The sequence below is a fragment of the Pseudomonas huaxiensis genome, from assembly GCF_003231275.1.
GTDB lineage: Bacteria > Pseudomonadota > Gammaproteobacteria > Pseudomonadales > Pseudomonadaceae > Aquipseudomonas > Aquipseudomonas huaxiensis.
This window is the reverse complement of record NZ_QKVL01000019.1, coordinates 67,294-85,448: the sequence shown is the minus strand read 5'-3', so window position 1 is coordinate 85,448 and position 18,155 is coordinate 67,294. Positions and strand designations below refer to the sequence as shown.

Here is an 18,155-nt window from a genome sequence, read left to right as displayed (position 1 = left end):
AAAGGACTTCGCTATGACCAACGACAGCAACCCTTCCATGAATCTGAGCTCCGCCGCCGTGGTGGAAAGCTCCCTTGTGGCCTTCGGCGCCGGCATGTCCGCGCAAAGCCGCATCGACGTAAAAAACAGCTTCCTGTTCGCCACTCTGGTCGCCAACAAACTCCACGACCAGACCGTCATGAGCGAATCCTGGTTCACCTCGTTCCTCCAGGTCATGGGCGATTGCGGCTGGGTCGTCGCGCATCGCACCCACGAAAAGGAAAGCACCACCGAGCAGTCGCTCAAGGTTGCCAACGTCGCCGTCAAAGCTGTGCAGTCTGCGGCTACCAGCCTGCTGCTGGGTGGCCCCGTGACCGCCGCGATCAAGTCGCTCGCCGAGGCAGCAATCAAGGGCCTGGAAACCAACCAGCCGGCCCTGACCGTGTTCAAGCGCAATCTGGAAAGACGTTCCCATGTGGTCGTTGGCCTGGCCTCCTGTACCGAGACCGAGAGCGGTGAGGTGGTGATGGCGCTTGGCGCGATTCAGCGCACGGTACGCAAGGAGGATGTCGATGTCCTGGTATTCGACTGGGACAGCGCCACCTCGGAAACCTACAAGGGCACTGCGGCCCTGTCGTTCAACAGCTTGGTGTATGCCAGCGTGCGCGCGGGCGTTGAGCACCGCCTGGGTGAGCGGGCCCTGAGCAGGATCATGGACTACGACATCTGACCGACGCTGAAGCAGCGGGCCCTTGGCATTCTTCTGGAGATGACCGACGTGGATATCGACGGCTACACGATGTGGACCAGCGAGGGCAGCCTGATTCTGGTGGCTCCTCAGGTCGGAGATGTGGATCGCCAGAATGTGCTGGGTTCGCTGCGTTATGCCCAGCGCTCGGCAGACGGTCTGATGACATCGCGCTTCGACAAGCACCGGCAATGGTATCGAGCCTATCGCAATGCTCTGGGCAAACGCGGTTGGTGGGTGAGTCACAGTTGCCAGAGCATCGAGCTCGCGCATTGTCGGACCGTGCTGGCGCCCATGCAGCCTCTGGTGTTGTGGCTAAGCACTCAGCACCCGGAACTGGGTGCGGTGCTGGAGCGCTGTGTCGATGCGCTGGACCCGCAGCAACCGGGTATCGAGCAACTGCGCGGTTCGGTGTTGCGGCGCTTGCCACAAGGTGGCGCATGCCTGGTGCTGGAGATGGGCGTGCTGCGACCCGGCTCGCGACTGAGCTTATGCAGCATCGCTCTGGAAACCAGCCAGACGCCTGGCCCTGACTGGCTGGTGGCGGCGCTGGACGGCGCGTCCTTGCGCGGCGACCTGTCGATCCAGAGCCTCATGGCCGAACCAGCTCCCGAGTTGCTTGAACCCGGACACGACCGCTTTGCCCGCGTGTTGCTCGACGCGGCAGCCACTTGCACCCTTCACTGAGGCAAGAACGCTATGACAGATCAACCTCGGACATCCGTCGTGGGCAATGCCCTGATGTCCTTTTTCCCTGATATCGGCAAAGACGTCCGTGAGAGCGTCCAGATGGCAATGCTCTTCGCCCAGCGTGCGACGCAGGATGTGCTGGATAACCAGGGGGTGAGCGACGGTTACAGCTTCTATCGGCGACAACTGATGTTCCTGGGCTGGGACGCCCGACCGCCGCGGGAATCCTTCGATCCCAATCGGCAACGCCGCAAAGCGCTGAACGATGTTCTGGCGCAGATCAATGCCACCGCCGACAGCCAGTATTCGGATATGACCCGTTGGTCCATCGAGGCGCTGCAGGCCAGCGAGGCTGCGCTCCACCGCTTCGAGGCCCGCTCGCTGACGTCTGAGTCTTTCCAGTTACTGCCCTGCCGGATCATCAAGCCAGGTTACGTGGACCTGGTGCTGTATCACGAAACCCTGGAGCGAGAGGAACTGCTCAGCGGGTTTCTCTACCGTGAGCGCGTGGTGACCGGTTCGAGGATCGAGCTGGTGCGTTTCAACGTGCGCCTGTTCGAGCAAAATTTCAGGCGGCAGGTCGAGAAGAGCCTGGAGCAGGCTCTTCGCCAGGAGGTCTATGAGCTTTGAGGCAGCGCCTCAGGAAATCAGGTAGCCCTTGATTCCGGTGAAGATGATCTGCGCGGCAAGGGCGCAGACGAACAGACCCATGAGTCGGCTGACGATCTGCAGACCCTGGTCTCCCAGGATCCGCTCGATGCGGTTGGAGAGATAGAGCACCAGACCGACGGTGAAGCTGGCCAGCGCGATACTGACGATGGCCAGCAACTTGTCGTCCCAGTGCGGCTGGCCGACGCCCATTACCAGCAGCGCACCGATGGTGCCGGGGCCGACGGTCAGGGGGATGGTCAGCGGCACGATGGTGACGTCCTGCTGCACGTTGTCGGTCTGCACTGCCGACTTGCCCTGGGCCATGCCCAGCGCAGAAATGAACAGCACACTGCCGGCACCGATGCGGAAGGCATCGGCGGTGATGCCGAAGACGCCGAAGATCACCCGACCGAACAGGTACAGCAGCACGCTGGCGATCAGCACACCCATGGCCACCTTCCAGGCCAGGTGCTTGCGCTCCTTGCTGGAGTAGCCGCGGGTCAGGCTGATGAAGCAGGACAGGACGAAGAACGGGCTGTAGAGCACGAGCATTTTCAGGTAAACGCTGAACAACTCATGAAGCATGGTCTGGGCTCGCGAAAGAAGAAAAGGCGGGGCAAGTGTATCAGTGCGAGAGCGGCGCATCGGCGGCTGGCCGCGACTGCTCGCGGCGGGCCACCCAGTGTTCGATCAACTCGCGCAACTGCGACAGCTCCACGGGTTTGGACATGTGCCCGTCCATGCCGGCCAGCCGCGCGCGCTCCTTGTGCTCGGCGAGGATGTGCGCGGTCAGCGCCACCACCGGCGTGTGCGGGCTCTGGGTGCTGGCTTCCCAGGCACGCAGTTGCTGGGTTGCGGAGAAGCCATCGAGGATCGGCATTTCGCAGTCCATCAGCACCAGGTCGTAATGCTGCGCCTTCATGGCCTTGAGCGCTTCTTCACCATTACTGGCGGTGTCCGGCTCCAGATTGAGCTTGCCGAGCATGCCGCGGATGACCTTGGTGGAGATGCTGTTGTCTTCGGCCACCAGAATGCGGAAATCGGCGGGCAGTTCGATGGGCGCCGGGCGCTGGGCAGGCATGAAGCCCGGCGGCGGCACTTTGCTGCGCTGCGACAGTTCTTCGGCCAGGGTGGTCTTGAGGGTGTAGCCGGCCACCGGTTTGGCGAGGATGCGCTTGACCCCGGCGTTGCGCGCGATGACTTTGCTCGGCGCGTTGCTGATACCGGTGAGCATCACCAGCAGGATGTCGTGGTTCAGGCTCGGGTCTTCCTTGATCTTCGCCGCCAGTTGCATGCCGGTCATGCCGGGCATGTTCTGGTCCAGCAGGACCGCGTCGAAGTAGTCACGCAGGTGTGCCTTGGTTCGCAGCAGGGCCAGCGCTTCCTTGCCCGACGGCACCGCGCTGACGTTCATGCCCCAGGCGCCGCACTGCTGGACCAGCACTTTGCGGCAGGTGTCGTTGTCGTCCACCACCAGCACCCGGGCGCCGCGCAGCGAGGCATCGAGATCGGTGGCCGGCTGCTCCAGGCGCTGCGGGTCCAGCGGCAGGGTCAGCCATAGGGTATTGCCCTGGTTGTGACTGGTCTTGATGCCGAATTCGCCCTGCATGAGCGTGATCAGTTGCTTGGCGATCACCAGCCCCAGATGTCCACCCAGCTTGTTGCTGGAGAGGAAGTGTTTGCTGTGCAGCTCGGCCTGCAACAGGGCGTCGCGTTCGGCGGGTTGCATGGCTTCGCCGCAGTCCTGCACGGCGATGCGCAGGCGCGGGCTGCTGCCGCGCTGATCGAGGGCGACCACCAGCAGAATTTCGCCGTGGTCGGTTTTTTTCAGGGCGTTGTCCAGCAGGCTGAGCATCGCCTGGCGCAGGCGGGTCGGGTCACCGCTGATCACCCGCGGCACCTGCGGCTGGGTGAAGCTGATCAGCTCGATGTTCTGCTGCTCCGCCTTGGCGCGGAAGATGCCCAGGCAGTCCTCGATCAGCGCGTTGAGGTCGAACTGCACGTCATCCAGCTCGATCTGCCCGGACTCGAGCTTGGAGATGTCGAGAATCTCGTTGATCAACGTCAGCAGCTCGTTGCCGGCGCTGTGGATGGTTTGCACATAGTCGCGCTGCTTGACCGACAGCGGTGTGCCGAGCAGCAGTTCGGTCATCCCCAGCACGCCGTTCATGGGGGTGCGGATTTCGTGGCTGATCTTGGCCAGGAACTCGGCCTTGGCGTTGATCTCGGCCGTGCTCGCGGCCAGTTCGCGGCTGGCGCTGAAGCGCGCTTCGTTGATATAGCGCAGGCGCTCGCTGACCGAAAGGTTGAGCAGCAGGCCGCTGAACACGGTAAGGCCGAGCAGGATGAACAGCAGCCACTGGGTCGGCGTGCGGGTCAGGCCGAGCAGGGCCGGCAAGACCACCAGGCAGCCGACGGTGAAGATCAGCATGCCGAGGCTCAGCAGGCGCGCCGGCGAGAAGCCCTTGTACCAGTGATACAGCGAGACGCCGAGCATGCTCAGGCAGCCCAGTGCCACCAGCGCGTAGGTCATCAGGTTCAGCGGCAGGGTATCGACGAACAACAGCAGCAGGCCGCAGAACACCACCAGCAGCATCTGGCCCTGCAACAAGCGGGTCAGGCGGGGTTGGCCAAGCGGGGCGAAGAAGCGCTGGGTAAACACCAGCCCACAGAGCGTGGCGAGCAGCACTGTCAGGTAGGCCGCCGGGGTCTGCGCCGAGTGCCACAGGTTCCATGGGCCACTCAGGTTGAGCAGGATCAGCGCACTGAGCATCATCAGCAGGTGATAGCCGGCCAGCCACAGGCTGGCGGTGGAGCGCGAGTAGGCGAAGCGGGTGAGGTTGTGCAGCGCCAGCATGCCCAGGCAGCCGAACAGCAAGCCGAACAACAGCGGACGACGCTGGTCGGCGGCGGCTTCGACCGCAGGCAACAGGCTGATGCCAGGGCGCAGTTGGTGTTCGGACACCAACCGCAGGTAAACATCCAGTGCCACGGGGCTGGCGGGAAGTGAAAGCAGGTGGTCGCTGCTGCTCAGGGTCAGCAGGCCGCTGTCACTGCGACGGCCGTTGTGCGACTGCTGTAGCAGGTTGTTGCCGTCGAGGACGTAAAGGTCGAGACGCGAGAGGTCGGGCGCGAACACCCGGATAACCTGCTCATGCTGGCCGGGCGGCAGCCGGTAGTGCAGCCAGAGCGCCTGGTTGGGCTCTGCGGCGTTGAGCTGGTTGAGTTCGATGGGGCTGAACTGGTTGCGGTAGCGTTCGGAACGGATGTCGCCCAGTTGCAGATTGGCCTGGCCGTCGAGCAGCACCGCCCAGCCGCTGCTCGATTCGGCCACGGCCGGAATAAGGCAGAGCAGGGTCAGCAGGCTGACGATGGTTCCAATGGCAATCCTGAGCCAACGCACGACGATTTCCCTTCCTAGCTGAGTGCCGGTGTACCACTATGCGCGGCGTGCCAAGCCGAAGGCAAGGTTTTGCCCGGGCCCTGACGACGAGCCGGGAGCCGCAGCGCAAAGGCGCCACGCTCCCGCTCAGGCAGGTTACTCCTGATGCTCGCCACGCTCGCGGGCAATGGCACGATAGCCGATGTCCTTGCGATAGAACGCGCCTTCCCAGTCGATTTCGGCTGCCAGACGGTATGCCTGTTGCTGTGCGGCTTCGACCGTGTCACCCAGGGCGGTGGCGCAGAGCACACGGCCGCCGCTGGTCACGACCTGGCCGTCCTTCAGCGCGGTACCGGCATGGAACACCTTGCCTTGCAGCGCAGCGGCGGCGTCCAGGCCCTTGATCGGCGCGTCCTTGGCGTAGTCGCCAGGATAGCCGCCGGCGGCCAGGACCACGCCCAGGCTTGGGCGCGGATCCCAGACCGCTTCGACCTTATCCAGAGCCTTGGCCAGTGCGGCTTCGATCAGCAGGATCAGGCTCGACTCCAGGCGCAGCATGATGGGCTGGGTTTCCGGGTCGCCGAAACGGCAGTTGAACTCGATGACCTTCGGATTACCGGCCTTGTCGATCATCAGACCGGCATAAAGGAAACCGGTGTAGACGTTGCCTTCCTCGGCCATGCCGCGCACGGTCGGGTAGATCACCAGGTCCATCACGCGCTGGTGGACATCAGCGGTGACCACTGGCGCTGGCGAATAGGCACCCATGCCACCGGTGTTCGGGCCGGTGTCGGCGTCGCCGACGCGCTTGTGGTCCTGGCTGGTGGCCATCGGCAGCACGTTGGCGCCGTCGACCATGACGATGAAGCTGGCTTCTTCGCCGTCGAGGAATTCCTCGATAACCACGCGCGAACCGGCTGCGCCAAAGGCATTGCCGGCGAGCATGTCGCGCACGGCGTCTTCGGCTTCGGCCAGGGTCATGGCGACGATAACGCCTTTGCCGGCGGCCAGGCCGTCGGCCTTGATGACGATCGGCGCGCCTTTTTCACGCAGATAAGCCAGGGCTGGCTCGATCTCGGTGAAGTTCTGGTAGTCGGCGGTCGGGATCTTGTGGCGAGCCAGGAAATCCTTGGTGAAGGCCTTGGAGCCTTCAAGCTGGGCGGCGCCAGCGGTTGGACCGAAGCAGTCCAGGCCGCGGCTGCGGAACAGATCGACCACGCCGGCAACCAGCGGGGCTTCCGGGCCGACGATGGTCAGCGAGACGTTCTTCTCGGCGAAGTCGGCCAGTTGCTCCAGCGCGGTCACTTCGATGGCGACGTTCTCGCACTTGGCTTCGGTGGCGGTACCGGCGTTGCCGGGAGCGACGAAGATTTTCTCGACACGCGGGTCCTGGGCGACTTTCCAGGCCAGGGCGTGTTCACGACCGCCGCTACCGATGATCAAAACGTTCATGTCAAAACCTCAGTGAAGGGCATGCCCTTCGTTTTGTATTCGCTGTACGAGGTCGCAATGAAGCAGGTAGATGCAAGGCGGGGTCGGTTCCGATGAGCGCAGTTGCCGTCTGGCAATGAGCATCAGCGGAACCGGCCCCAACGCAGCAGATGCCTGCTTCAGTGCGGCCGATTGCCGTAAATCAGTGACGGAAGTGGCGCATGCCGGTGAACACCATTGCGATGCCGGCTTCGTCGGCAGCAGCAATGACTTCGGCATCGCGCATCGAACCGCCTGGCTGGATCACGGCAGTGATGCCGACCTTGGCTGCGTTGTCGATACCGTCACGGAACGGGAAGAACGCATCCGACGCCATGACCGCGCCCTGCACCTGCAGGCCAGCATGCTCGGCCTTGATTGCAGCAATGCGCGCGGAGTTGACGCGGCTCATCTGGCCGGCGCCGACGCCGATGGTCTGGCGGTTCTTGGCATAGACGATGGCGTTGGACTTGACGAACTTGGCCACTTTCCAGGCGAAGATCAGGTCATGGATTTCCTGTTCGGTCGGGGCGCGCTTGGTCACCACTTTCAGGTCTGCGTCGGTGATCATGCCGATGTCGCGGCTCTGTACCAGCAGGCCGCCGGTCACACGCTTGAAGTCCCAGGCTGCGGCGCGTTCTGCCGACCACTCACCGCAGGCCAGCAGGCGCACATTGGCCTTGGCAGCCACCACGGCGCGAGCTTCTTCGCTGACGCTCGGGGCGATGATGACTTCGACGAACTGACGCTCGACGATGGCCTTGGCGGTTTCACCGTCCAGCTCGCGGTTGAAGGCGATGATGCCGCCGAAGGCCGACTCGGTGTCGGTGGCGTAGGCCAGTTCGTAAGCCTGACGGATACCGCCTTCAGGGCTGACGGCAACGCCGCACGGGTTGGCGTGCTTGACGATGACGCAGGCCGGCTTGACGAAGCTCTTCACGCATTCCAGCGCGGCGTCGGTGTCGGCCACGTTGTTGTACGACAGCTCTTTGCCCTGCAATTGGACGGACGTGGCGATGCCGGTCTCGGAAGGTTTGGCCTCGACATAGAACGCCGCGCTCTGGTGCGGGTTCTCGCCGTAGCGCATTTCCTGGGCCTTGACGAACTGGCTGTTGAAGGTGCGCGGGAATTCGCTGCGGCCTTCGGTGCTCAGGGTCTCGGCGGACTGGTTCACGGTGCCCATGTAGTTGGCGATCATGCCGTCATAGGCTGCGGTGTGCTCGAAGGCCTTGAGCATCAGGTCGAAGCGCTGGGCATAGGTCAGGCCACCGGCCTTGAGGCTTTCCAGCACGTTCGCGTAGTCGCTGGCGTTGACCACGATGGCGACGTCTTTGTGGTTCTTGGCCGCAGAGCGGACCATGGTCGGGCCGCCGATGTCGATGTTCTCGATGGCGGTCGGCAGGTCGCAACCCGGCTTGGAGATGGTGGCTTCGAACGGGTACAGGTTGACGGCGACCAGATCGATCGGCTTGATCCCGTGCTCCTGCATGATGGCGTCATCGGTGCCGCGACGGCCGAGGATGCCACCGTGGATTTTCGGGTGCAGGGTCTTGACCCGGCCGTCCATCATTTCCGCGAAGCCGGTGTAGTCGGCGACTTCGACCGCGGCGACGCCGTTGTCCTGGAGCAGCTTGAAGGTGCCGCCGGTAGACAGGATCTCGACGCCGAGCGTTTGCAGCTCACGGGCGAATTCGAGGATCCCGGTCTTGTCGGAAACGCTGATCAAGGCACGGCGGATCGGCAGGCGAGTAGTCTGGTCGGTCATTTCAGATTCCATAACGCGGTGGAGTCAGCAAAAAAGGCGACCTCACTGTGGGGATCGCCTTTTCTGGTTGGGATTCATGCTTACAGCAGGTCGTACTGCTTGAGTTTCTTGCGCAAGGTGCCTCGGTTCAGTCCAAGCAGCTCGCTGGCCTTGGTCTGGTTGCCCTTGACGTAGTTCATCACGCTTTCGAGCAGAGGCGCCTCGACTTCAGAGAGCACCAGGTTGTACACGTCCGTGACAGCAGCGCCTTCGAGGTGGGCGAAATAGTTGTGCAGCGCCTTTTCCACACTTCCGCGAAGGGTCTGTCCCTCTTCGCTGGGGGTATTGAGGTGCTGTTTCAGGTTGACGTTGTCGCTCACGGGCGTTGTTCCACTCACTAAAGTCTCGGTCATCATCGTCATGCGGCCACCCCTTGTCCGTCCTCTGTCTCAAGGCTCTGTTCACGTTCGCTGAAGAAAAGGCGAACGTCGGCGCATTGCGCGTGTGTGTCTTCCAAACGATTGAACCGGGCGCGAAACTCCTTGGCCCCCGGTAACGTTGCCAGGTACCAGCCAACGTGCTTGCGGGCGATTCGCACGCCCATCACATCGCCATAGAAGGCATGCAGCGCTGCCAGGTGCTCCAGCAGAATCCGTTCCACTTCCTCCAGCCCCGGCGCGGGCAGTGTTTCGCCTGTGCGCAGGTAGTGCTCGATCTCGCGAAAGAGCCATGGCCGGCCCTGGGCGGCACGGCCGATCAACAGGCCGTCGACGCCAGTGCTGTCAAGCACGGTTCGGGCCTTCTGTGGCGACGTGATGTCGCCATTGGCGAAAACCGGAATCGACACCGCCTGCTTGATGGCAGCGATGGTGTCGTACTCGGCTTCGCCGGTGTACAGGTCGGCGCGGGTGCGGCCATGGACGGCCAGCGCCTGGATCCCGGCCTGCTCGGCGATCTTCGCCACGGTCAGGCCGTTCTTGTTCGCCCGGTCCCAGCCGGTGCGGATCTTCAGGGTCACCGGGACATCCACGGCGGCGACCACCGCGTGGAGAATCTCGCTGACCAAAGCTTCATCCTTCAATAAAGCAGAGCCTGCGGCCTTGTTGCAGACTTTTTTTGCCGGGCAACCCATGTTGATGTCGATGATCTGGGCGCCCAGTTCGACATTGGCCCGGGCCGCCGCGGCGAGCATCTGCGCGTCGCCGCCGGCGATCTGTACCGAGCGTGGCTCGGGATCGCCTTCGTGGATCATGCGCAGGCGCGACTTTCGGCTGTTCCACAGGCTCATGTCGCTGCTGACCATTTCCGACACCACCAGGCCTGCGCCCATTCGTCGGCAGAGCTGACGAAAAGGCTGGTCCGTGACCCCGGCCATGGGGGCAAGGATCAGGTTGTTTTGCAGTGTGTATGGGCCGATGCGTACCGCCGACATAGGAGTTCCCTGTTGTGGGGCCGGATCATTAGAGTTCGAAAAAGGGTGGGCATGATACCCGCTCTCGATGACCGGATAAAGATGAATCTGGATAAAATCTGAACAGCTCCGCCGCTGGCGCGGCTAGCTTCAAGCGGCAAGCTTCAAGCGGCAAGAGGAAGCAGGATCGCGTGTGATCGGCTCTTTCTTGCCGCTTTAAGCTTGAAACTTGTGGCTGCTTTTACTCCGGGGAACGGAAGCTGAGGCTGTAATTGACTGCCTTCGGGCCCGGATCGAGGATATCCAGGGCGATGTGGATCGGCGTCTGGCTGGGCATCTCGGCCTTGCCGGCCAGTTCGCCGCTGAGGTACTCGGCGGGTTTGAAGCGACGGCTGGCAATCAGTTGGCCGTTGAGGTCGGCGAAGCGCAGTTCCAGCAGCGGGAACGGCTGGGAGAAGGGCGCGCGGTTGTAGATGATCGCGTCCACCACCAGTGCGCCCTTGAAGTCAGGATGGCTACGCACCACCAGGTTGCTGCTTTTGATCCGGGCGATGTCGACCTTGGACGGCACCTCGCAGCCGAGTGTCGGGCACACCTGCTGGAACCAGGGGCGGTACTGGTCCTGGCGGGCCAGTTCGTCGAAGTGATAGGCGATGTACTGGCCGGCCAGCGCGGCGGCGGCCAGCAGAATCAGGAATAGCCACAGCAGGCGCCGGCCCAGGTTGCTGCGGGGCTTCTGCCAGTCCAGTTGCAGCGGGTCGTCGACCAGGTCGACCAGTGTTTCCTTGCGTGCCGGGCGCTCGGGCTCGGCAATGGCGCCGAGTTGCGGGTCGCGACGTTCGCTCAGCGTGGGCTCGTCGTCGTGATCGTTGCGTTGGTCGAGGTCGTCATCATCCCGGGCCGACAGACGGGTGCCGGCATCCGGCAGGTCATCTTCGTCGTCCGCGATCACGTGGCTGCGCACGGGCGGGGTTTCTTCCGGCTCGGGCAGGTCCAGCGACAGCGAAGGCTCGGTGCGGTCGCCCGGCGATGGCTGCTCGTCCGGCTCACGGGTTTCGAGTTGCAGCAGCGGTTCGTCGAGGGACGGTTTGTCCGGCTCGCGCTCCGAGGCCGGGGTGCTGAACAGGCCAGCCTCCAGCAGATCGTCGTTGTTGGCATCGTCGCGCTTGGCGCTGAGGCTGTCTTCCCGGCGCGGGGCGGCGTGGAAGTCGACGCTCGGCTGGATCTCGCGCTGCTCCAGGCGGGCCAGTTCGCGGTCCAGATCGAGGTGGTCGAGGTCCAGATCGACGTTGCTCCAGCTCTTCGCCGGCGGGGCCGGCGCCGGCTCGGGAGCGGGCGCAGGTTCATCGACGGGAAGGGCGGGGGCTTCGACGGTTTCGTCCGGCACGACCGGCTCAGGCACGACCGCCTGCAGTTCAGCGACGGGCGCGGGGGCGACCGGCGGTTGCTGGGCGGCGCTCTGCTCGAGCAACTGGCGGGCGGCATTGAACACCTGCAGGCAGTTGCCGCAACGCACGACCCCGCGGGCCACGCTCAGTTGATTGTGGCTGACGCGAAAGCTGGTCTGGCAATGCGGGCACTGGGTGACGAAACTGTCGGTCATGCGGCGATCCGGGGTGGGATGAGAACCAGTCTAGTGCAGTTAACGGCGGCGACCACTGATGCGTACCCAGCCATCACGCTCGGCGATCGGGTCCAGGTCGAAGTCCGCCGCGTAGGCCGCGGCCACTTCCTGGCCTTGCTCGGCGAGGATGCCGGAGAGCGCCAGCAGGCCGCCCGGACGTACCAGGCCGCTGAGTTGCGGCGCCAGCGAGACCAGCGGGCCAGCGAGGATGTTGGCCACCAGTACATCGGCCTGTTGGGCTGGCATGTGCTCGGGCAGGTACAGCTCGAAGTCTGCTTCGGCAACGCCGTTGCGCCCGGCGTTGTCACGCGAGGCTTCGAGGGCCTGCACGTCGATGTCGGTACCGACGGCGCGGCGAGCGCCCAGCAGCAGCGCGGCGATGGCGAGAATGCCGGAGCCGCAGCCGAAGTCCAGGACCTGGGTATCTTTCATGTCCTGACCGTCGAGCCATTCAAGGCACAGCGCGGTGGTCGGGTGGGTGCCGGTGCCGAAGGCCAGGCCCGGATCCAGCAGCAGGTTGACGGCCCCAGGTTCCGGCGCGGCGTGCCAGCTCGGCACGATCCACAGGCGCTGGCCGAAACGCATTGGGTGGAAGTTGTCCATCCAACTGCGTTCCCAGTCCTGGTCTTCGATGACTTCGGCATGGTGCTCGGGCAGCTCGGCGCCGGTCAGTAGTTGCAGGTGGGCGAACACCGCTTCCGGTTCGGCATCGGCTTCGAACAGCGCCAGCAGGTGGGTGTTCGACCACAGCGGCGTGGTGTTCAGGTCTGGCTCGAAGATCGGCTGGTCTTCGGCGTCCATGAAGGTCACGGAAACCGCGCCCACTTCCAGCAGGGCGTCTTCATAGGTTTCGGCCTGTTCCGGAGTGATGGCCAGACGAACTTGTAACCAGGGCATTGGGGTACCTTCACCAGGGTGGTTCAGCGCAGTGCTGTGAAAGCCGGGCAGTGTACGCCAGCTACGCCGCAAAGTGGATAACAGGCGGCGGGTGGTGTGGATCGATTGCGTCCTAACTATCTATCACCCGGCGCCTTTACCTCTGGCGCACGCTCGCTCCTTTCCTTCGTGAGGAGCCAGACAATGGAAAACAATCTGCAATCGTCTTCGGTGGCCGGAGCGTCGCTGGTGCAGGTGACGCGCTGGGCGACCTGGACCGAGCGTTTCTGGGAGGGTCGGCTGACCTTCGCCGATATCGCGGGTGATCACCTGAGGGTGCACCTGCGCACCTATTACCCTGAAGGTGATATCGCTCCTTCGTTTCTCGAGGCGCTGTTCGAAGCGCTGTTGCAGCGCCTGATTGATGGGCGCGTCGCCCGCTACGATGGCAATTTGAGGGGGCCGCTGCGTTGGCCGCAAACAGCGGATAGCGAAGCGGATGCCGAGTCCTATGATGTGCTGGTGCAGGTGATCGAAGGTGTCGCGAGCGGGGTGGTCGATGATTACCAGCGTGCGCTGCGAGAGCGCTGGACAGCCCGTCCGGGCGCCCTTGAGGCGACCTCGTCTGTCGGCAGCCTTTTCCTGCAACGGCTGGATGCTCACTGCGCCAGCATTGACGCGTTGTTCTTGCCGCAGAGCCTGGCGCAACTGGATGCCGTGACTCTGGCGCAGCGTATCGAGGCGCTTGAAGAGCAGTGGCAGGCGTCGTTCGAGGCCGGTGATGGATTACCCGATGCCGAGCGCTCGATGGTGCGGCGCCTGACCCGCTCCGCTCTCGGCGACTGGTTCGCCGCGCTGGGCGAGGCCGACCTTTCAACCTTGCGCGCGCTGCAGCTACGCAGCCTGTTTCTGGAGCAGCAAGTCCAACACTTGCTGCATGGCGTCACCTCACTGCACGCCTTTGCGCGGCAAGCGATCATCGACCACGCGCGCGCCACGCTGGGTATCGATATCGAGCCGGATCGCCTGCAGGTGGAAACCCGTGGCAACGCGGCGCCTTTTTCCGCGACCCGGGTCACTTCGCTGACGGCGCTGGTGGCCGGGGGACCCTTTGCGCCGGGCCCGCAAAAAAGCAGAACCCTGCACCACGATCCCAAGGCGTCTCACGCGCCGCTCGCTCAGCCATTCCTGGATTCTTTGCTGCAAAGCGTTGATCCGCGCGGGGAATACCGGGCGCGACTCAGCGAGCGCCATGACAACCCTGAACTGACGGTGGCGCTTCTCGATCTCTACGATGCGCACTTGCAGCAGAGCGCGTTTATCGCGCGCTGCCGAGGGCACCTGAGTGCCGAGAGCCTGGAACGGGTCCTGCATATTCGGGAGTCCAACGGCGTCGATAGCGCGGAGTCGGGCGAGAAGGTGGTCGGCGTTTCGTTGCTCCCGGATCTGCCGTTGGCGAACCTCCTGCTTTTTCATGTGCAGAAGAGCGATCAAGCGGCGGAGTCGCTGGTGCTGTACGCGCCCGGCAAGCCCGATGGGCAGGCGTGGGTCGAGCTGCCTTCCCTGCGGGCGGTGGCTATCGAGCTGGGTGGCTGGCTGGGCGATGAAGCCGGGCGTGAGTATCTGCTGGGGCTGATCGATAGCGTTCAGCGGCAGCGGGCCGAGGCGTTTTTCGACAAGGTCGTGGAGCGTGCCGATCACTGGGATGTTCAACGCGATCATCGCCGTGCGCCGTTTGGCTACCGGGAGTCTTGTGAGGCGCTCGTTGCCTTGGGCAAGGCTCATCATCTTTCCCGTGTGGAATTGCAGGAGGCGCCCGCTTGGTTCGGTGCTTTGCCCTTGGCGCAGCGTCAGGTGATCGCCGGCCTCAACGAAGACCTCCATCTGCTCAATGATGCACTGCAGCGCGCGGTTGCCGGGCAGCAGACGTTCCAGGCGTTTGCCAAGCGTTCCATTACGGCTGACATCGATGCCTATCTGCGCGAGCACGGGGTACGGGGCGAGGTCGATCCGCAAACCATTCTGTTCGATTTCAAGCCCGGTCTTGCTGACTCGACGCCAAGCGTCACGCGCTCGCTGCTGGACCTGGCGATGTACGGATACGACGACAATTGGGGACTGGACAATCCGCGGATGCCGGTCCGTTCTTCGGTCGGGCAAGACCTGAGTCAACTGCGTTCAGCAGAGTTTGTACCGTATCTGCGCAGTGCTTTTCTGGGCGATCGCTTTGTGCAGTCGATTCGTGCGGAGTTTCTCGATCCGACGCAGGCCATCTATGCCGAGCGTCGGGCGTTGCACCGCGCCCTGACCCAGGCAACGATGCTGCGGGATGTTCACGTTGCCCATGCGAGGGGGCTACTGACAGTTGTGCAGTTTCAGCGGCTGGCGGGCGCTATCGAAGGACTTTCGTGGCGCCAGCCCGCAAGGGAGCGTGGGTCTGCGGAGGAGGTCGCGACCACCGGTGGTGTGTTCAGGCTCGCTATCAATGGCCGACAGGCCGTTGGCCTCTACGTGTTCAGGGATATTGAAGAAGGTGTCGCGCACGACTGGCTGTACACGCCGCAAGCGCCGGATGGTATCGCCTTGCGCGGCTATGCGGGGTTCACTGGCGCCGGACCGGGAGGCATGCAGGATTATTTCCTGTCCCATCTGCGTTACACCGACCGTCCCGCAGCCGCCCTGCGCCTCACCCAGTTGGCCAAGGGCGAGGCGGTGCGGGACTCACTGCGCGAGGCGACCCGCGTTGAAGACTTTCTGGACGAGTACGATGACTACCTGCAGCGCCACATCGATGATGTCGAGGCGGTGACCACAAGTCGTCACGACGTCATCTTCGAGCTGGTGGTAAAAGGCCTGGTTTACGCCGCCCTTCCACTAAGCCTGGTGTTTCCGCCATTGGGGTTCGCTCTCGATATGGTCTTTGTGGCAATTGGCACGAGCAAGGCGATTGCCGCGTACAGCGACGGTGATTCGGCGGGGGCCCTGCACCATTGGCTTGATGTAGCGCTGGGGCTTTGGGGTATCGCGCTTCCAGGCGCCTGGACGGCTGCGCGGCAAATCGGTCCCGGGGGCATTCGGTCGATGGGTGCATTGCAGATGTCCGGAATGAAAGGGCTCCGCTCGAGCGATCATGCCGGGCGCAGGGGGGGCGATATCCTGGATAAGCATCAGGCCCTGAAGCGAGCGCCTGAGAACCTGCGCCGGCTGGAGCAGGACGGTTTGCTGAATGGGCTGTTCCAAAGCTCGCCAGGCGGACAAAGCGGAGGGCGACTTCATATCCTCCACAAGGACAAGTACTTCGAGGTGGTTGCGGATCTGGATAACCAGACGTTGCGGCTGATCGACCCCCACTTTCCATCCGCGCAGTACAAAATGCCCATCCATCGGGATGTCCGTGGCCATTGGTCGTTCAACCCTCATGTCGGGCTCCGGGGTGGCGGCAACGATGTTCACTACCTGGGGCAGGTCTCGCGTGTCTGCGATGCCTTTCCGGCCCGGACTAACCCTTTGCCGGCGCGCGGCGCGCTTCAGGGGGAGGGCGTGATCGCCCGGTTTGACCCAGGGGCGAGCGACAATTACCTGTATTCGTTGAACGCCCAAAGCTGCGTGGTGGCTTGCCTGTATAACCCGTCGACGCGTGCGGGCGCCGTGATCCACGTCGATCACAATATCCGCGCGTTGCTTGATGATGCCTTGTCCAGCGCGCTGACTCGCATTGGCCATGGCACCGGGCGCGAGCCAATCAAGGCCACGCTGGTGGGGGGCGACTGGCTGTCCGGTGGTGCCGATATCGGCGGGCCACTGCGGTCAGCACTGGCGCGAAAAGGGATCCCTGCGAAGTGGGATCATTGGTCGTATTCATCGTGCATGGGTAACATCTATGGCGTGCGGCTCGACCTTGCCGAGGGTGCGACCACAGTGTTCACCACTACCCGCAACGCGGTGCAAGAGGTGGTCGACCCGATTCTGCGTGAGGCCAGCCAGGGCGGTAGCGGGGGCATGGCCCGACGCGGCCAGCGCTTCATGGCGCGTTTTCGCCAGGAGCCGCTGGTGCAGCGATCCGACGGTTCGGTCCATAACTTGCGTGGCGAGCCGGCTACCTCGGCCGAGGTGGATGCCCAGGCGCTGTTGCTGATCACAATGGCGCAGTGAAAACGAAAAAGCCCCGCACGGGATACGTGCGGGGCTTTTTCCATTCGACCGCTGAAAGCGGCTGACTCGTTATTCCGAGGCCAGCTTGTGTTCCAGGTAGTGAATGTTGACGCCGCCCTTGCAGAAGGCTTCGTCACGTACCAGATCACGGTGCAGCGGGATGTTGGTCTTGATCCCGTCAACCACGATTTCGTCCAGGGCATTGCGCATGCGCGCCATGGCTTCGTCGCGGTCCTTGCCGTAGGTGATCAGCTTGCCGATCAGCGAATCGTAGTTCGGCGGTACGGTGTAGCCGCTGTACAGGTGCGAATCGACGCGAACGCCATTGCCGCCCGGCGCGTGGAAGTGCTTGACCTTGCCTGGGCTCGGAATGAACTTCTTCGGGTCTTCGGCGTTGATCCGGCACTCCAGGGCGTGACCGCGGATAACCACGTCATCCTGGGTGAACGACAGCTTGTTGCCAGCGGCGATGCTGAGCATCTCCTTGACGATGTCGATGCCAGTGACCATCTCCGAAACCGGGTGCTCAACCTGCACGCGGGTGTTCATCTCGATGAAGTAGAAGCTACCGTTCTCGTAGAGGAACTCGAAGGTGCCGGCGCCACGGTAGCCGATCTCGACGCACGCCTGGACGCAGCGGGCGAAGACTTCCTGACGGGCTTTCTCGTCGATGCCTGGAGCCGGCGCTTCTTCCAGTACTTTCTGGTGGCGGCGCTGCAGGGAGCAGTCACGGTCGCCCAGGTGTACGGCGTTGCCCTGACCGTCGGAGAGAACCTGAACTTCCACGTGACGTGGGTTGGTCAGGAACTTCTCCAGGTAGACCATCGGGTTGCCGAACGCTGCACCGGCTTCGGTGCGGGTCAGCTTGGCCGAGGAAATCAGGTCTTCTTCCTTGTGCACAACACGCATGCCGCGACCACCACCGCCACCGGCGGCCTTGATGATCACCGGGTAGCCAACCTCGCGGGCAATTGCCAGCGCGGTTTCTTCGTCTTCCGGCAGCGGGCCGTCGGAGCCCGGTACGGTCGGAACGCCGGCCTGGATCATGGCGTGCTTGGCAGACACCTTGTCACCCATCAGGCGAATGGTGTCTGCTTTCGGGCCGATGAAGGCAAACCCGGATTTCTCGACCTGCTCGGCGAAGTCGGCGTTTTCCGCGAGGAAGCCATAGCCAGGGTGAATGGCGGTGGCGCCGGTCACTTCGGCCGCGGCGATGATCGCGGGGATGTGCAGGTAGGAATCCTTGGACGACGCCGGGCCAATGCACACGGACTCGTCAGCCAGGCCCAGGTGCATCAGCTCGCGGTCGGCCGTGGAGTGTACGGCGACGGTCTTGATGCCCAGTTCCTTGCAGGCTCGCAGGATACGCAGGGCAATTTCGCCGCGGTTGGCGATCAGAACTTTTTCCAACATCGCAGGCTCTCCGCG

Annotated in this window: 13 protein-coding genes; 4 read left to right on the top strand and 9 right to left on the bottom strand. The window is 63.4% G+C overall.

Annotation, left to right across the window (positions count from 1 at the left end; all coding sequences use genetic code 11):
• Window positions 1-13 precede the first annotated feature (13 nt).
• The 3 genes from DM374_RS19580 to DM374_RS19570 are packed head-to-tail and all read left to right on the top strand — an operon-like array spanning window position 14 to window position 2,047.
• Window positions 14-709, top strand: coding sequence for a hypothetical protein (locus DM374_RS19580; RefSeq protein ID WP_110971376.1), 696 nt, complete (start codon window positions 14-16; stop codon window positions 707-709).
• Between the two features lie 39 nt (window positions 710-748).
• The gene (locus DM374_RS19575) at window positions 749-1,414 is read left to right on the top strand and encodes a hypothetical protein (protein ID WP_110971375.1); all 666 of its coding nucleotides are present in this window, start codon (window positions 749-751) and stop codon (window positions 1,412-1,414) included.
• A 54-nt stretch (window positions 1,415-1,468) separates the two neighbouring features.
• Complete coding sequence (locus DM374_RS19570) at window positions 1,469-2,047, top strand: hypothetical protein (protein ID WP_157969727.1); 579 nt, start codon at window positions 1,469-1,471, stop codon at window positions 2,045-2,047.
• Between the two features lie 9 nt (window positions 2,048-2,056).
• On the opposite strand, the gene DM374_RS19565 is transcribed toward DM374_RS19570, so the two are convergent.
• The 8 genes from DM374_RS19565 to prmA all read right to left on the bottom strand — a co-directional run bounded on the left by DM374_RS19565 (window position 2,057) and on the right by prmA (window position 12,596).
• The gene (locus DM374_RS19565) at window positions 2,057-2,653 is read right to left on the bottom strand and encodes a MarC family protein (protein WP_110971373.1); all 597 of its coding nucleotides are present in this window, start codon (window positions 2,651-2,653) and stop codon (window positions 2,057-2,059) included.
• A gap of 40 nt (window positions 2,654-2,693) precedes the next feature.
• Window positions 2,694-5,471 carry a hybrid sensor histidine kinase/response regulator gene (locus DM374_RS19560; protein WP_110971372.1) on the bottom strand — a complete coding sequence of 926 codons (2,778 nt, stop codon included), beginning with the start codon at window positions 5,469-5,471 and terminating at the stop codon, window positions 2,694-2,696.
• 135 nt (window positions 5,472-5,606) lie between these two features.
• Window positions 5,607-6,902: a phosphoribosylamine--glycine ligase gene (gene purD, locus DM374_RS19555; protein WP_110971371.1), complete on the bottom strand. Its 1,296-nt coding sequence runs from the start codon at window positions 6,900-6,902 to the stop codon at window positions 5,607-5,609.
• A gap of 181 nt (window positions 6,903-7,083) precedes the next feature.
• Complete coding sequence (purH, locus tag DM374_RS19550) at window positions 7,084-8,685, bottom strand: bifunctional phosphoribosylaminoimidazolecarboxamide formyltransferase/IMP cyclohydrolase (protein ID WP_110971370.1); 1,602 nt, start codon at window positions 8,683-8,685, stop codon at window positions 7,084-7,086.
• A gap of 80 nt (window positions 8,686-8,765) precedes the next feature.
• Window positions 8,766-9,086: a DNA-binding transcriptional regulator Fis gene (fis, locus tag DM374_RS19545; protein ID WP_003186237.1), complete on the bottom strand. Its 321-nt coding sequence runs from the start codon at window positions 9,084-9,086 to the stop codon at window positions 8,766-8,768.
• On the bottom strand, window positions 9,083-10,096 hold the full coding sequence (gene dusB, locus DM374_RS19540; RefSeq protein WP_095156033.1) for a tRNA dihydrouridine synthase DusB: 1,014 nt from the start codon (window positions 10,094-10,096) through the stop codon (window positions 9,083-9,085). Before dusB ends, fis begins: the two co-directional genes overlap by 4 nt.
• Window positions 10,097-10,316: 220 nt before the next feature.
• Window positions 10,317-11,678: a DUF3426 domain-containing protein gene (locus DM374_RS19535; protein ID WP_110971369.1), complete on the bottom strand. Its 1,362-nt coding sequence runs from the start codon at window positions 11,676-11,678 to the stop codon at window positions 10,317-10,319.
• A 39-nt stretch (window positions 11,679-11,717) separates the two neighbouring features.
• Window positions 11,718-12,596: a 50S ribosomal protein L11 methyltransferase gene (gene prmA, locus DM374_RS19530; protein WP_110971368.1), complete on the bottom strand. Its 879-nt coding sequence runs from the start codon at window positions 12,594-12,596 to the stop codon at window positions 11,718-11,720.
• Window positions 12,597-12,779: 183 nt separating this feature from the next.
• Here prmA and DM374_RS19525 point away from each other — a divergent pair, with 183 nt between their 5' ends.
• The gene (locus tag DM374_RS19525; RefSeq protein WP_110971367.1) at window positions 12,780-16,727 is read left to right on the top strand and encodes a DUF6543 domain-containing protein; all 3,948 of its coding nucleotides are present in this window, start codon (window positions 12,780-12,782) and stop codon (window positions 16,725-16,727) included.
• A gap of 69 nt (window positions 16,728-16,796) precedes the next feature.
• Here DM374_RS19525 and accC read toward each other — a convergent pair whose 3' ends face one another.
• Window positions 16,797-18,140, bottom strand: coding sequence for an acetyl-CoA carboxylase biotin carboxylase subunit (gene accC / locus DM374_RS19520; protein WP_095156037.1), 1,344 nt, complete (start codon window positions 18,138-18,140; stop codon window positions 16,797-16,799).
• Between the last annotated feature and the right edge of the window lie 15 nt (window positions 18,141-18,155).